We start from the raw sequence: 15,665 nt of genomic DNA, 5'->3' as shown, positions 1-15,665 counted from the left end.
ATCTGGTTCCCGAATCCGAATCTCTCACATTTGTTCGGCAAGGACTTTTCGCTGAACCATGTGTTGCGCCCATAGATTGTGGCTCCAAAAAACTTTGCCGTTAAAGTTTAGTCGCTTTCTCCAGCTTGCCCAGTTGCATTTAACGCCTGGTCAACTACGATAGGCAATTTGCAGGGAAATCACTCGTTTTCGGCCAGTTTTGAAGTCCTGCGATTCCCCCATTCCCATGCCCGGCAAGCTAGACTTTTAAAAGTCCCAAGTCTTTCCCCACCACTGCTCCGCAACACACCTCCACCCGACGCTGCTGCTTCCTCAGATCCCACGCCGTGATGAAACCTGTTTCGCGCTTTTCGCGCCTCACTTCAATTACCGTTCTGGCGCTGCTCGCTTCCGTGGCGGTGGGCTGGCAGGCTGCGCCGCATCCGACCGATCTACAACACAGTCTGTTGTATGCAGATTTGTGGATGCAGACCTCCGCGGAATACGTGGCCTGTTGTTTGCAAACCTATCAAATGGCCACGAACCAAGTGCAGCGCGATATGGAGCAATTCCGCGCCGCCCAAAGCAATTTGCCTCCCGAAGAGCGCGGAATGCCGCCGGCCGTGGTGATGGATTTGGACGAGACCGTCCTCGACAACGGAACGTTTGCCACGTACCTGTACGATAGCGCCCAAAATTATTCTGACGACGCGTGGATCAAATTCCAAACCGAGCATTGGGCCTCCGTACGGCTGGTTCCCGGCGCCAAAGATTTTATCTCGCGTGCAGAATCCCTGGGCCTCACCATCATCTACATCACCAACCGCGAGGAACCCCTGCGGGAGGTAACCATCAAAACGCTGGCCCAGTGGGGCATAAACACGCAAGGCCTGGACGACGTTTCCGGCCTGCGCTTGCTGATGCAAAAGCATGGCGAAAGCATTAAAAAGCCACGCCGCGATTTAGTCCGGGCAAAGTATCACGTGCTGGCTTACTTCGGCGATCAGTTGGGTGATTTCAGCGACGAATTTGCTCCCAACCACGACAACACGGCGGAGGCCCGGCGCGAGGCCGCTTACGAATATCTCCGCTTGTGGGGCACCCGCTGGTTCGTGCTGCCCAATCCCTCTTATGGCCAGTATCAGCAAGTGCTGCGAGGCCAAGCCGATCAGTATCTTCGCCGGGCCGAAAAATAGCCGGCCATCTTTTCCGGACTGCTTCGTTCCGGCCCCCGTGGCGTGGTTCCCGCCGTGTGTGATAGGCTGATTGCGCAGCAACCTGGCGGCGATTTAGCTCGGGCTGCAATCTCGCACGCAAACCAACCCGGCAGTACCGTTCCCATGAGTACACCTTTATTCGATCTTCACGGCCGCGTGGCACTCGTAACCGGCGGCAGCAAAGGAATTGGCAAAGCCATTGCCCGCGGGCTGGCCGAGGCGGGGGCCGACGTCGTCATTTCCAGCCGCCACGAAGATGAGTTGCACGCCGCGGCAGCTGATATTCGCCATGGTCTGGAAAGCGGCGTGGCCACCCTCGTTGCCGACATGACCCGCCGCGACGAGGTGCGTCACCTGGCTGAGGCAGCCACGCATGCTTTCGGCAAGATAGACATTCTCGTCAATAATGCCGGCAGCAACCAGCCGCAGCCGATTGAATCGATTCAAGACGCCGATTGGGACCGCATTTTGGAATTGAATTTGAATTCGTGCATGGCCTTAACGCGCTATGTGGTGCCGCAAATGAAGGAGCGCCGCTGGGGCCGCATTATTTTTCTTTCCTCGGTGATGGGCTTAGCTTCTCTCGCATGCCGCGGAGTTTACTCGGCCACCAAAAGCGGCATCATTGGGCTCTGCCGGGCGATTGCCCTGGAGCTGGGGCAATTTGGCATCACGGCCAATTGCATTGCGCCCGGGCCTATTCTTACCGACCTGCCCAAAAGCGTGCTTTCCGAAGAGCAACGTACCGCCGTGGCGGCCCGCACATCGATTGGGCGCTGGGGCGATCCGCGCGAACTTGCCGGCCCGGCCCTGCTCTTGGCCAGCAATGCCGGCAGTTACATCACCGGCTCGGTGCTGGTGGTGGATGGCGGCATTTTGGCCCGCACGTTCTGAAACGCTCTCAGATTTTCCAAGCGCCTTCCACATAGCCGGAAGACCACGCCCGTCCGGATCGGTCGCCGCAGCGACAGGCGAGGGCTTAAAAGCTGATCTTCTGCCGCCGTGGGGCAAACTCTACAATTCGCGGCCTATGTGGCGCCGCAACGCAACCATCGCTTGGGTCATTTTAATTTGCGTAAGCGTCGGGCTTGCGCTGCGCGGCGAATCATCGCTGCCGTTGCCTCCGCCGCCACCCACGGCTGCGCCGGCCGCTCAGCAAAACACGCCGAATCAAGTTCTGGCCGACCTGGCCAAAGTGGCCATCCTCAAAAGCATTCATCCGGAATACGAAAAGCAAGAAAACTGGGGCCATCAAAAAGAAGTCTTCGACGGCTACCAGTGGCAGCAGCGCGCCGACGGTTGGCATTTGGAAAAGCAAACCAAAAAAGTCAACGACGGCCAGTGGCGGATGTATCGCGTACGGCTCAACGATCCAGAGCACAATCTGCAACTCAGCTTCACTCCGCCGCAAACCACCAGCACCGGTGGAACCGCTTTTCAAGCTACATTGTCCGCCCGACTGTGGGCCGAGGCCATCCAGGAAGAATGGCTGCGCGGCATCAAGGGCTTAAACTTCCATGTGGAAGGTTACGCCACGATTGAAGCGCGCCTCGATATCGTGATCGACATCCACCCGGTCGCCGGCGCCAGCTTCGGCACCATCGAAGTCCTGCCGCAAGTCACCGGCGTGAACCTGAAGCTAACCGACCTGACGCTCACCAAAATCGACATGCTGCACGGCGACGCGGCCAAAGAGCTGGGCCACGCCTTCAAAAATATCGTGGCCGACGAAGTCCACAAGCGCGAGCCGGAAATCACCGCCAAAATAAACGCCGAAATTCAAAAGCACCGCGACAAGCTGCAATTCTCCCCCGCCCAAATCGCGCAAATTGGCTGGGGAAAAATTCAAACGCTGCTGGGCGGCCTGACCGGTTCAAGTCCCGACGCCAAAGCCACCGCCAAGAAGTAGGTGGATTCTTCTACCGCGCCGGTGGAAACGGCCAGCCCGAAGGCGTATCATAGGCGGCGACATTCGCTTTTCCACGCGCCCGGCTTTCGCTCAGGAGATTTCCATGGCAACCGCAATGTTCCCCAGTTGGATGTTCATATTGATGCTGTTTTCCGGCGCGCCGGCCAGCATGCCGCTTTCTTTGCCGCCCCTGCCGGAAGACGCCGTGCTTGCGAAAGTTGCTCCCGAGCAATGCCTGTGGTACGTCAGCCTGGCGGGCGTCGACAAAGTAAACCCTGCCAGCAAAAACAAGGTGGAACAACTGCTGGCCGAAGACGACGTGCAGCACTTTATGCACGAGCTGGCCGCCAACGTTAAAACGTCGTTCGCCACGGGCGCTCCCCATAATCCCTTGGGACAAGCGCTGGGTGAAGAAGGACCGAAACTGCTGGAAACGTTTCTCACGCGGCCGCTGGCGGCTTACGTGGCAAATGTGGATATTGGTCCCAAGGGGCCCACGATTCGCGCCGGCCTCGCCCTGAATTTAGGCGACAATGCGGCGGCAACCAAGGCATCGCTGGAAAAAATTGAGCAAATCATTCCGCATCACACCAACAACGTTGAACCAACCGGCCCGGCCGACGCCACCGCCTGGCACACGTTGCCCACGCCCCCCGATGCACCGCCGGTTCAATGGGGTATCAAAGACAAATACCTGGTCATTGGCATTGGCCCTGGCGAAGCCGATGCCCTGTGGGCCCGCACCAGCAAATCGCCCCCGGCCTGGCTCAGCGAAATTCGCAGCCAATTGAAGGTGGAGCGACCCGCCATCGTCAACTATATCAACCTGAAGGCGATTCTCGGACTGGCGCAAATGGGCATTGCCGCCAACCCAGGCGGCATCAATGTCAACCAACTGCTGGACACGCTCGGCGTTCATAACGTGAAATACCTGGCCAGCGTCAGCGGGTTGGAAGGAAGCAGTTCTTCCAGCCGCACTTTGTTGGCACTCGATGGCGCACCGGCCGGCCTGTTGGCGTTGCTGGGCGGCCAACCACTGGAGGCCAGTTCGCTGGACCCCATTCCTGCCGACGCCAGTTTTGCCATTGCCACCCGCACCGATCCGGCGAAACTAATCGATGCAATTTTGAACGTGGCCTCCGTGATGGAGCCGGAAGCGCGCCAGGAATTCGAGCGCAGCCTGGGGCAAATCTCGCAAATGACAGGCGTCAACATCAAGGACGATCTCATCGCCTCGCTGGGCGATTCCTGGTGCATGTACAATTCGCCCGATGATGGCGGCTTCGTCTTCACAGGGCTAACCATCACGGCCACCATCCGCGACAAAGCGAAGCTGCAGCGTGCCAGCGACCAATTGCTCGCTTTCGCCCGAGTCATGGATGTGCGCACCCAACAAATGCGCACCAGCAACGGGCAAATGCCGGCCGGGCCAACGCTGGCCGAAACCGATTGTCGCGGCCAGAAAATCGCCTTCTTCAATCAAGCCGAGGGTGCCAAATTTCCTTTTGCTCCCGCCTGGTGCATTACCGATCAGCAGTTGGTGTTCGCGCTCTTTCCGCAAACCATCAAGGCTTATTTAGAACTGCAATCCGCTGACGCTAAATCGGGCGCTTCGCCCAATAGTGCCGCACAAAACAAAAAGCTTTCCGCCAATCCCGAAGTTGCGGCGGTCTTTTCCGGCAGCTCCAAACCAACCGTGCTCAGCTATCAAGATACGCCCAATCAGTTCAAGCTCTTCTACCCAGTGTTGCAAATCGTCACCCAAGTGGCTTGCTCGCAACTGCAACAGCAGGGATTGAATTTGAACGTCGGCATGCTGCCCAATGCGCGGGCCATTGTGCCGCATCTTACGCCGACCGTGGCCACGGTAGAAACCACCAAAGACGGCATCCGTTTAGATTCGCACGGCACGTTGACCGGCGGAATCGGCACATTGCCTTTGATTACCATTCCCCTGTTGTTGCCCGCCACGTTTGAGGCGCGGCAAGCAGCCCGGGGCGCCGGTTCGTCTAACAACATGAAGCAAATTGCGCTGGCCAGCCTCATCTTTGTGGATGCAAAGAAATCGTTTCCGCCGGCCTTTTCCGCCGACAAGAACGGCAACCCGCTTTTAAGTTGGCGCGTGCTCATCCTTCCCTTCCTGGAAGAAAACGCTCTATTTCAACAATTCAAACTCGACGAGCCGTGGGATAGCCCCAACAACAAACCGCTGATCGCAAAAATGCCCGCCGTGTTAAAAGCCCCGGGCAGCAAAGCGGCCGACGATTTCAAAACGGTCTATCTCACCGTGCGGGGAGACGATGCCGCCTTCCCGGGCGACAAAGGAATTAAACTCAAGCAAATCACCGACGGCACTTCCAAAACGATTATGTTTGTCGAAGCGGCTGACGATAAAGCCGTCATTTGGACCAAGCCCGACGATTTTGAGCCCGATGAAAATAACCCTTTGGCCGGGCTAATTGGACTGCGCGATGGCGGATTTTTGGCGGCCTTCTGCGACGGCTCGGTCCACAAAATTCCGCAAAGCGTCGATAACGCCACCCTCAAAGCGCTCTTCACCCGCGCCGGCGGCGAAGTGGTGAATGTACCGTAAATCAAGCTGTCGCCTGATTTAATTTTGTGTGGCCGGGGTCGAGGCCGCCGAGCCCCCGGAATGAGCCACTGGGGGCTCACTCCGTTCGACCCCAGCCACCCACCGGGCGAAATGTCACGCTATCGAATCCAAAATCTTCCGCGCTTTGGCAAACACCCGGTCGAACATCGCTTCGGTCAATTTGCCAGTAAACGTGTTTTGCTGGCTGGGATGATAACTGGCCAACAGCCACCGCCGCTCATTGAACTTCACCACGGCGCCGTGGTCAAACTTCGGCAGCGGCCCGGAATACCAGCCGCGCCGCTTGGCCTGTGCCACGGTGGCGCGAAAGCCAATTTGCCCCAAGGCCAACATCACATGCGGATTGAGTAAATCGACGGTTTGATTCAACCACGCTTGGCAATTCGCAATTTCGCGTGGCGTGGGCTTGTTATCTGGTGGCGCGCAGTGCGCCACGGCCGTAATGGCGCAATCCAGAAGCTGCAATTCATCGTCCCGCGAAACGCTCTGCGGTTGAGTGGCAAAGCCGGCTTTGAACAGCGCCCGATATAGCCAGTCGCCACTCCGATCGCCGGTAAACATCCGCCCGGTCCGGTTCCCGCCATGCGCCGCAGGCGCCAGGCCAACAATCAACAGCCGGGCCTTGTTGTCGCCAAAATTCGGCAGCGGCCGGCCCCAATAATCCCACTGCGCAAAGGCCCGCCGCTTTTCCTGGGCGATGCGGCGACAATAATTTCGCAGCCTTGGGCAGCGCTCGCAATTGACAATTTGCCGATTCAGTTTGGTCCAGTTCCCTGCTTTGCCGGACGTTGTGCTCACTTAAACCATCCTGCGCGTCTGGGCGGTGCGATTCCGATTAGACATCCATCAGCCACCGGCTTATGATAGCCGCTATTGATAAGTGGAAATTAAATTTATGGCGTCGGGTGGCCGGAGTCGAGGCCGCGGAGCCCCCGGAATTTTGTGGCGAATGACCAATGACCAAGTCCCAATGGCCAATAAGTAATCTGAGGATTGGTCATTGGTGCTTGGTCATTGGGATTTCTATACTCAACAGCAGTGAAAAAATGGTTTCTTCGAGTCGTTGGCAAGCGCTTGTACTGGGCATCGTGGTGCTTACCGTAATGCAAGTTGGGCAATCGTCAACCGTGGCTGCGGAGCAAAACATTTTGCTGTGGCCTGCGGGCGCGCCCGACGCCAAAGGGGACAAACCCGACGACAAGCCGAACCTGACGGTTTTCGTTCCGCCCGACGACAAAGCCAACGGCACGGCAATTATTGTTTGCCCAGGCGGCGGGTATGCTCATTTATCGCTGGATAAAGAAGGGAAAGCGGTTGCCCAGTGGCTGAATACTTTGGACATCGTCGCCTTGGTGCTCGACTATCGCCATGCCGGCAAGGGTTATCAGTTTCCGGCCCCGCTGGAAGACGCCCAGCGTGCCATCCGCCTGGTGCGGACCAATGCCGCCACGTGGAAAGTCGATCCCTCGCGAATCGGGATTTTAGGATTTTCCGCCGGCGGCCATTTGGCTTCGACCGTCGGCACGCATTTCGATCAGGGCAATCCGCAGGCGGAAGACCCTATTGAGCGTGCCAGTTGCCGGCCCGATTTTTTAATTTTGTGCTATGCCGTGATTTCGCTGGAGAACAACTACACCCACATGAGTTCGAAGAAGAACTTGCTGGGAGATAATCCTGATCCGGAGCTGGTGAAAAATCTTTCCAATGAAACGCAGGTGACTGCAGAAACGCCGCCGACATTTTTATTTTGCACGAACGCCGACACCTCCGTTCCGGCAGAAAACAGCGTCCAGTTCTACCTTGCCCTGCGGAAGGCAAAAGTTCCCGCGGAATTGCACATCTATCAACAAGGCCCGCACGGCGTGGGCTTAGCCCCCAACGATCCGGTGCTGAGCACCTGGAAAGACCGCCTGGCCGATTGGCTAAAAATCCGCGGGCTGCTGAAGCCAACAGACTCAGCCGCAAATGAACGCAAATGAACGCAAATAAACGCAAATAAACGCAGATCAATCCGTTGATTCGCCACTAGTCGGATGCTCATAGCATCCGGACTGGACGGCGTGGCCGTCCGGCTGGTTTGAACACGCAATATCGAAAAGTGGCTCTATCCGCCACGCACAATCTCTTCCAGCGCGGAGCCAATTTCCGAATATCGAAATTGAAACCCGCTGGCCAGGGCTGTTTTCGGAATCACGCGCTGCGATTCAAATAGCACTTTGGCGAACTCGCCCAAGGCCAGTCGGAGCGCAAAATACGGAGCGGGCAAGACCGCCGGCCGGTGAACCGCCGCGGCCAACGCTTTGGTGAATTGCCCGTTCGTCACTGGGTTGGGCGCCGTGGCGTTGACCGGTCCACCGACGTTGGCATTTTCTGCCGCGTACAAGTAAAGCGCCACCAAATCCTCCACATGAATCCAGGGCATCCACTGGTGACCGCTCCCCAAGCGTCCGCCCACGCCCAGCTTAAAGGGAGTTAGCATTTTTTTCAGTGCGCCCCCATCGCGGCCTAACACAATTCCTGTTCGCAGCGAGGCAACGCGCACGCCCAAATCGGTGGCTGCCTGCGCTTCGCGCTCCCAGGCCACGCACACTTCCGCTAGAAAATCGCCGGCGGGCTGGGCAGATTCATCTAGCAATTCATCTCCACGATCGCCATACCACCCGGTGGCCGAGGCCGACACCAACACCGGTGGACGTGTTTTCAACTGCCGCAGCGCCTGTACTAAGTGGCGCGTGCCCAACTCCCGGCTGTCTCGAATCTGGCGTTTCTTTTCAGCAGTCCAGCGGCCACTGGCCACCGGATCGCCGGCCAAATGAAAGATCGCTTCAATCCCTTCCAACGCCTCCGATGGCGGTGGGTCGGCCAGAGGATTCCACGGGTGCGCTTGCACGTTGAATTTCGCCAGCGATTGCCGTGCCCGATCAGCATTCCGGCTCAATATGACCGGCCGATCCAATCGCTTTAACAAATGCGGTCCGATAAATCCTGTGGCGCCGGTAACTAATGCACGCATTTTTTTGATCCTTACCACCGCTGATGTTATCCGCGGGCTTAAATTACTCCGTGTGTGCCGCCCGCCGCAATCGGTCGTGAATTGCCAGCCACGCGTCATCGTGGGGCGGCGAATCGACCACAATATACTCCACACCGGCGCCGTCCAACTCATGTAGCGCTGCATATAGCCGAGCGGCATAACCGGTTGCGTCCGGCGGCATCTCGATCACCTTAATGTTCGCCGCTTCCGAAAATTCCCTGGCCGGCCTACCGGGCAATCGAAGCCAGCCAAGGCTACTTCCACGAGCCAATTTTTCGAGCATGCGCGTCTCGTTTTCTTTGTCGATGCAAATCACTTTCGCGCGCGGTGCATAATGTCGCGCCAGCATTCCCGGCGAACGCAGCGGCTCAGCAAACGGCTCCTGCAAGGGCTTCTCGGCCGGTTCTTCCGAAGGCTCCGCGGCCGGCTCCTCCGAATTTGGCCCGTGGGTAACCCAGCGATCGGCGATTGCCACTTGGCCGATTACCTCCTGCAACTGTCGGACCGTTACCAGCCCCGGCCGCAGCACGCGCGGCGGATCGACGGTCAAATCGAGCACCGTCGATTCCAAGCCTCCCTCGGTTGGCCCGGCGTCCAAAATCAGATCCACGCGGCCATCCAATCCACCCAGTACGTGCTCTGCCGTCGTGGGAGATACGGCCGTGGAACGGTTAGCACTGGGCGCGGCAATTGGAATCCCCGCGGACTCTAGCAGCGCCAAGGCCACACGATGCCCCGGCACGCGCAGCCCCACGGTTGGCCCGCCGGCGGAAACGATTTCTGGAACCTCTGGCCGCTTCGGCAAGACCAACGTAAGCGCGCCGGGCCAAAATTGCGCAGCCAGCTGCGCCGCGCCCTCCGGCCAGTGCGCTGCCAATTGCTCTGCCGCAACCGCATCGGCCACATGTACAATAATGGGATTGTTTGCCGGCCGGCCTTTTGCCGCAAAAATTTGCTGTACCGCCGCGGCATCGAGCGCGTTGGCCCCCAGGCCATAAACGGTTTCTGTCGGAAAAGCCACCAGTCCGCCGCGCCGCAACACGGCTGCGGCTTCGGCAATGACGGTTGTGTCCGGCCGCGTCGCCGACACCTGCCGCACCATGGTTTTCCGGGGATTGAACATTCGCCGACAATCGTTGAAACTAGCTTTGGAATTAACCCTTCAAGGAACACTGCACTTTACCATCCCCATTGATCATTGAGATTTGGTCCTTCGTCATTCTGCTTTCTGCCTTCTGCTTTTTGCCTTCATTCCCCATTCTGCATTCCTGACGAAAGCAAAACATGGCCGCCACAGAAAAACCCCTTGTCGGCATTATCATGGGAAGCAAATCGGATTGGGAAGTGATGCGCGCTGCCTCCGAAACGCTTGCCCGGTTTGACGTGCCGCACCAGTGCCAGGTGATGTCGGCCCATCGCACGCCCGATTTGGTCATTCAGTACGTCTCCGGCGCTGAGGCCAACGGCTTGGAAGTGCTGATCGCCGCCGCCGGTGGAGCAGCCCACTTGGCGGGCGTCACGGCCGCCCACACGCTGCTGCCGGTATTGGGCGTGCCGATGGAAAGCGCCGCGCTCAAAGGGCTCGATTCGCTCCTCTCTACGGTCCAAATGCCCGCCGGAATTCCCGTGGGAACGCTGGCCATTGGCAAGCCAGGGGCCACCAATGCCGCCCTGTTGGCCGTGGCGATTTTAGCCAACAAACAGCCCGAGCTTCGCGAAAAACTGCGCCGCTACCGGGCCGAGGCCGCCGAAAAAATTTGCAACGAAAAGCTCGATTGAATCTCTCTCACTGCGATCGCACGGTAATCGGCATGCCTGTAGTGCGGCCTAAAATGCGCAAATATTGCAGTGCCGCCGGGTCGGTCGGCAAGGCTTCGGCAATGGCGGCGTAAATGGTGCTCAGCCGCGCTTGAATTGGCGGCGAAACTTCGCCGATGTTGTAAAGCGGCGCGTGCCGCCGCCACTCTTCGGCCACCAAATTCATCGCCAGCTCGTTCAGCGGGTCAAAGTGAATCTGAAATTTTTTTGCCCGGGCTAGCTTGTCTCCTAAAACCACGCGCATCACGCTGTCCGGCTCCGGACTGTGCACCGCGCCCAAGAAATGGCCCAGTTCGTGCACCAGCAGCTCCAACCGCTCCGGCTCGGTCACGTATTGCGACCATTCTCGCAGCAAAATGTGATGGGAAAGCGGTCCCACCGTGGCGCCCATGTGTGTTCGGCCATGAGTAATTTGAAATTGGCTGGTGAAGCCGATCGCAATGCGCGCCTCGCCCGGATCGGCCTTGCGAGTGAACTCGGTGACGGCGTCTTCAAACTTCGTAATGCTGCTGTCGCTGTCCCAAGTGCCGGTGGCGATCACCTTCAACCGCATGCCGCAAGCGTGCTCAATAATTTCTGAAGCGGCCGCTACCCGATCGCGCAGCCGCCGCTGCCAAACCGCCGGCTTGGAGGGTTCTTTCTCGTCGACGAATATTTTAACGCTGATCGTTCGGGCCGCTTCCTCCGCTTCCGGAGATTGCTTCGCAGGGGGAAGCAGCGGCACGGCCGAGGCCTGCCCCACGGTGGGCATGTCGCCGACGCCAATTTGACCCAGTTCGATTTTGCCCGATGGCAGCTCGCCAAAGTAGTAAGCCGCATCGGACTTAATGGGGCAATCGATGCCCTCGGAAACTAGCTTGGCGTTGGCGCCGCGCGCCAGCGGCACGGCCAGTAAATCGCCGGATGGCAATTTGTATTGGGCCGGCTTCACGGCCGGCGGGCTGTGGTCCGGGCCGCTTTCGGCCAGGACGGAAAACTTGATTTCCTCGGTTGTGCGATTGCTCACCACCGCCACGGCAGCCGGCAACGTGGCCGCATTCAAGTAGCACAAACCGGCGACAATTGCCGCCATCAACCAGCGCTGGCCCGGCTGCAAAGGGGACAAATTTCTTCCATGCACTCCCATCCTTCTAATGTACACTGCCCATTGGAAATTGGCGATAAAGCGAACCGCAAGCGATAAATGCAAAGTGCGGAATTCAAAATGCGGGAGGGGGACTGAGGAATGCCCGCGTTTGGCCGCGAGGCGTTGGCCGAGCGCGCCGCCGCGCCTAATTTGCCAACGGACCCTGTGCCAGCCAGTCTTGCAGGTCGTCCAATAACGCCCTGACTTTATTCAATGACTCTTGCGTCGCCGAGGTTCCTGCTGGGAAAGCTTGGGAGCCCGTTGGGTCCGCGCTCGCCATGGGCCCACCAAGGATGCCTGGACCAATCGTAATCGTTCCCATCGCTGAATTTGCTCCCGGCGCGCTCCCTACGACTCCGCTCACAACAGCCCCGCCGGGATAAACCGGGCTAAATGGTTGGCCGGGCACCGATATTCGTGGGATGCTCTCGAACGTGGAGCAGACCTTGGCAAAATCTTCCGCAAACGATCGCATTTTGCGAATGGCGTTTTTCTCGTCGGCGGAAAGGAGATTTTGCTCCGCCAAGTTGCCAGCGGCGGCAAATCCGCCGCTGACTTTTTTCAATTCGTCGTAGGCTTTATTTTCGGCGTCGCTCCACCCGAACAATGCCTGCAAGCTGATTTTGCTATTTTTCGCCGCCGTGGTTTTTTCGATAATTTGCAATTGCTGCGGCTCAATTTTCTGCTCCTTGATCCACGCCGAAAAGGCCAGCGCTTCTTCCGAATCCATTTGCGCCACTTCCGCCACGCGCAGCACGTCGTCCAGCAATTTACCTTTCAGTGGATCCAGCCCGGTCACCTCTGGCAGGCGACGGTAAAACGTCGTGCCACCTTCCACCAGGCCAATGGAATTGGGCGCTCGATACAACATCGTCAATCGCAAAAACGTGGGATCGAGCTTGGTGATTTTGAATTCGCAGGGACGGCCGGCTTCCGTTTCGCGTTGACCGCCGCCGCTCGATTGCGTTTCCTCGTACGTGAGGACCAGCCGCTCGCCAGCGCTGTTAATTTGCCACCGGCCTTGCCCTCCCAAGGAATGAGATTCCGTCCGGTTCGCATTCATGCTCGGTGCGCCCATTCCTGGTGCGCCTGCCGGCGTGAAGGGATCGCTCGCAGCCATCATTAAGCTTTTGGGAAACTCGGTGAACGTTCCGTCGCTGCGGAATGTTAACTTGTAACCATGGTCTCCGCCGCGCCAGGTGCCGATCAGAAGTTTTTCCCGCGCTGCTTTGTCGGTGGGCACAGCGGCCGAAGCGTCGTCGGCTTGGGTCGTCGGTTTTTCCTGCTGACCACCTACCACTGCTCCCTGACCACTTCCTGCAGCCGGCGGTTTCGCATCTTGTGCCACCAGCCGCCACGGCACCAGGGCCACGGCGGCGAGAACGGCCAAACCGCCGCCAATCAACACGATTTGTCGCCGGGTGAACGCTTGAATGTGTTTCATGGCTTTTAACCTCCTGGAAATAGTTTGATAGGAACCGGACATGCCCAGCACGACAAAGCCGGGGCGACACCACGGGAAATCTGTCCAAAATCTCGGCAACATGTTGAGTTCTCCCCTGTCAACTTGACTGAGTGCCTGTCTCGCTGGGCCGGTTAATCGCCGGCCCGCCAATTGTAAACCGACTTATCGAGCCAATCGTTGAGTTCTTGAACCAAGCGAACCACTTTATTGCGCACCCGGGCGTCTGCCTGCCGATTTTTATTCAATTCGGCGGCGGAGCCGCGCCACGGGCTTTGCAATTGTTGGGCAGAAATATAAACGTCGCCCAACTGATTGCGGAAATCCTGCAATTTTTGCATCGTCGAGGTTTCCGTTGGCGAAAGATTGCCGGCGGTGAGCGTGAGGGCCGTGGCATAACGATCATCGACCATGCCCATCAAATCGACAAAGGCTTTCGCTTCCTCCGGGTTCAGATTGAACAGTTCCGCAAAATCAATGCGATGTGCGCGTCCAGCCGCGGCGCGGGAAATCAAATCGACGCCTTGCTGTTGAATGTTCACGGAATCGCGGTTGTCGTGCATCCCGGCCAACAATTGGGCTTCGTCCGGCGTCAGCCCGGCCAGCTGCGCCAATTGTTTGATCTCTGGCGGAATCTCAGCGGCGTAGGCGGGATTGGTGGAGCCGGGATTTTCACGGCGGAAAAATAACGTGGGTGTGTTTTCCGGACGAAGCGATGCCCCGTCGTTCTGGAACGACAGCATAACCTGTCGGCCGTCGACAATTTTTAACCGCAGCAGCGTATCGTCCAGCCGCTCGATGGCGAATACATTGTGGTCGAGATTTACTTCCTGCCCGGACGGCAGGTCAGCAGAATATACGGGCCGTTCCGCCGACCCTCTGCCCCTTCCCCTTTCCCGCGGCGACCGCGGCGTAGGAGGAAGCGAAGACAAGGGTGCGGTAATCGTCGTCGTGCGCCACAGCGGAACATTGTGTTCGTCGATTTGCGAGTCCAGCGTTAACGTCGGAACCGGGTTGGTTTTTCCCTGCGCATCCGTGTTTTCCTGCTGCCCCAGCTTCCACGTGCCCCGTTCGAAACGATCTTCATATGCAGCATCGTTGGTCGGCTCAACAGCCACGGTGGCTGCGCCCTCTTGAATCGGCCGACCGCGGCGCGGAAAGTAATACCAGTAGCGCGAGAAGCGATCGAACGTGCCATCATCGTGCAGGATTAGCTCGTCGTAATAATGCCCGCCTTGCCACGTGCCGATCAGCAGTTTTTTAAGCGTTGTCTCATCGCCGGGAGCGGCGGGGGCAGAAGAATTTTCGGCTGGGGATTTAGTCGCGACTGGCGCGTTTGAGTTGGCCGCGGGTGGCGTGCCGGCAGGTCCTTTCTCGGTGCTTTTTTTCTCCTGGTCACTGACCCCTGACCCCTGACTACTTCCTGCGGCCGGTTGCTTCGCTTCCTGCGCCACCAACCGCCACGGCACCAGAGCGAGTGCGCCCAACAGAGAGACGATCAATCCGCCGAGAAAAATCTGCCGCCGAGAAAAGTTGCGTATGCGCTTCATCGCCGTTAATCTCCGGGAAAGCGTTTGATAGCTGCTGGCCATGCCAATCACGGCCATGCCGGTGGGAAAGCCGCGCCCCAGTTGCCGGACAATTTTTAACAGCAGTTGGCCATAATCGTGCCCGGCCACGTGCAGGCGGGTGATGACTAACTCATCGCAGGCCAATTCCTGTTCTTGCCGCGACCAGCGGCTGGCCAGCCAGACCAGCGGATGAAAATACAACAGCACGTGCACCACCGCTGCCAGCGCGTTCCAGGCCAGATCGTGCCGTTTGACATGCGCCAGCTCGTGCGCCAACACCAAGCGAATTTCGTCCGGGGTGAGCGTTCTATCTCCCTCTCCCTCGATGCGATAGGTTTCAGCGAAATCTCCCTCTCCCTTGATGGGAGAGGGCCGGGGTGAGGGTGATGACAGACCACCCAACATGCCCGACGGAAACACCACACAGGGCGTGCGGAATTTCACCAACATGGGGCTGCGTGCCGCATCGCTTTCGCCCAGTTGCGCCCCGCGGCGCAGATTCAATTGCTGGCGAACTTCACCCAGCAACGCCTCCAGCGGCGCGGAATGCACAATCTGCACGCTGCGCCGCAGGCACAATGCCCGCCATGTTTCCCAAGCCAGCCACACGGAAACAGCAAGCACTCCCAGAAGCCAGGCGATCAATAAGTACGAACCGAAGGTGAATTGCACACCGGATGCAGCGGGCGCAGATTGCGTTCCGGCAACCGACGACAAATCGTCGGCTGGGATAGATTTGGCATTGGTTGGTAATTTTGCCTCGGCGGCCGCCAACGACGGCGGCGAATCATCGGCTGGGATATGTGTTGCGGTTGCGTCAGTTGGCGCGGGCGCGCTCCTCTGCGAGTCGCGGCCAAACGATGAATTGTCACTAAGCCGCGAGGGAGTGGCGGCATCAACCGGCGCTGTAGCGCGACCAACGGTCGCGGCTTTAT

General features: G+C 58.4%; 12 protein-coding genes. 6 read left to right on the top strand and 6 right to left on the bottom strand.

Annotated elements, in window-relative coordinates:
• Positions 1 to 329: 329 nt before the first annotated feature.
• The 4 genes from VFE46_11015 (at position 330) to VFE46_11000 (ending at position 5,698) form a co-directional block, all read left to right on the top strand.
• Positions 330 to 1,175, top strand: a complete 846-nt coding sequence (locus VFE46_11015) for an HAD family acid phosphatase (GenBank protein ID HZZ28522.1) — start codon at positions 330 to 332, stop codon at positions 1,173 to 1,175.
• A 144-nt stretch (positions 1,176 to 1,319) separates the two neighbouring features.
• Positions 1,320 to 2,090, top strand: coding sequence for an SDR family NAD(P)-dependent oxidoreductase (locus tag VFE46_11010; GenBank protein ID HZZ28521.1), 771 nt, complete (start codon positions 1,320 to 1,322; stop codon positions 2,088 to 2,090).
• 136 nt (positions 2,091 to 2,226) lie between these two features.
• A complete protein-coding gene (locus VFE46_11005) occupies positions 2,227 to 3,105 on the top strand; it encodes a hypothetical protein (protein HZZ28520.1) in 879 nt (292 codons plus the stop codon).
• 103 nt (positions 3,106 to 3,208) lie between these two features.
• Entirely contained in the window at positions 3,209 to 5,698 is a 2,490-nt protein-coding gene (locus VFE46_11000; GenBank protein ID HZZ28519.1) for a DUF1559 domain-containing protein, read from the top strand.
• Between the two features lie 114 nt (positions 5,699 to 5,812).
• On the opposite strand, the gene VFE46_10995 is transcribed toward VFE46_11000, so the two are convergent.
• Positions 5,813 to 6,517: a uracil-DNA glycosylase gene (locus tag VFE46_10995; GenBank protein ID HZZ28518.1), complete on the bottom strand. Its 705-nt coding sequence runs from the start codon at positions 6,515 to 6,517 to the stop codon at positions 5,813 to 5,815.
• A 248-nt stretch (positions 6,518 to 6,765) separates the two neighbouring features.
• Here VFE46_10995 and VFE46_10990 point away from each other — a divergent pair, with 248 nt between their 5' ends.
• Positions 6,766 to 7,698 carry an alpha/beta hydrolase gene (locus VFE46_10990; GenBank protein HZZ28517.1) on the top strand — a complete coding sequence of 311 codons (933 nt, stop codon included), beginning with the start codon at positions 6,766 to 6,768 and terminating at the stop codon, positions 7,696 to 7,698.
• 125 nt (positions 7,699 to 7,823) lie between these two features.
• On the opposite strand, the gene VFE46_10985 is transcribed toward VFE46_10990, so the two are convergent.
• Both VFE46_10985 and VFE46_10980 read right to left on the bottom strand, forming a co-directional pair.
• Positions 7,824 to 8,732: a TIGR01777 family oxidoreductase gene (locus VFE46_10985; GenBank protein ID HZZ28516.1), complete on the bottom strand. Its 909-nt coding sequence runs from the start codon at positions 8,730 to 8,732 to the stop codon at positions 7,824 to 7,826.
• Between the two features lie 43 nt (positions 8,733 to 8,775).
• A complete protein-coding gene (locus VFE46_10980) occupies positions 8,776 to 9,876 on the bottom strand; it encodes an L-threonylcarbamoyladenylate synthase (protein HZZ28515.1) in 1,101 nt (366 codons plus the stop codon).
• Between the two features lie 161 nt (positions 9,877 to 10,037).
• Here VFE46_10980 and purE point away from each other — a divergent pair, with 161 nt between their 5' ends.
• Positions 10,038 to 10,532 (top strand): 5-(carboxyamino)imidazole ribonucleotide mutase, encoded by a 495-nt coding sequence (gene purE / locus VFE46_10975; protein HZZ28514.1) that lies wholly within the window; start codon positions 10,038 to 10,040, stop codon positions 10,530 to 10,532.
• Positions 10,533 to 10,539: 7 nt separating this feature from the next.
• On the opposite strand, the gene VFE46_10970 is transcribed toward purE, so the two are convergent.
• The 3 genes from VFE46_10970 to VFE46_10960 all read right to left on the bottom strand — a co-directional run.
• A complete protein-coding gene (locus VFE46_10970; protein HZZ28513.1) occupies positions 10,540 to 11,676 on the bottom strand; it encodes a hypothetical protein in 1,137 nt (378 codons plus the stop codon).
• A 166-nt stretch (positions 11,677 to 11,842) separates the two neighbouring features.
• Complete coding sequence (locus VFE46_10965; GenBank protein HZZ28512.1) at positions 11,843 to 13,141, bottom strand: hypothetical protein; 1,299 nt, start codon at positions 13,139 to 13,141, stop codon at positions 11,843 to 11,845.
• Positions 13,142 to 13,293: 152 nt separating this feature from the next.
• Positions 13,294 to 15,665 (bottom strand): M56 family metallopeptidase (locus tag VFE46_10960; GenBank protein ID HZZ28511.1); only part of this gene is annotated, 2,372 nt, incomplete at its 5' end.

This window comes from Pirellulales bacterium (assembly GCA_035656635.1).
In the GTDB taxonomy this organism is placed as follows: domain Bacteria; phylum Planctomycetota; class Planctomycetia; order Pirellulales; family JADZDJ01; genus DATJYL01.
Note: the sequence above shows the minus strand (reverse complement) of the source record. Positions and strands in the feature narration are given on the sequence as shown.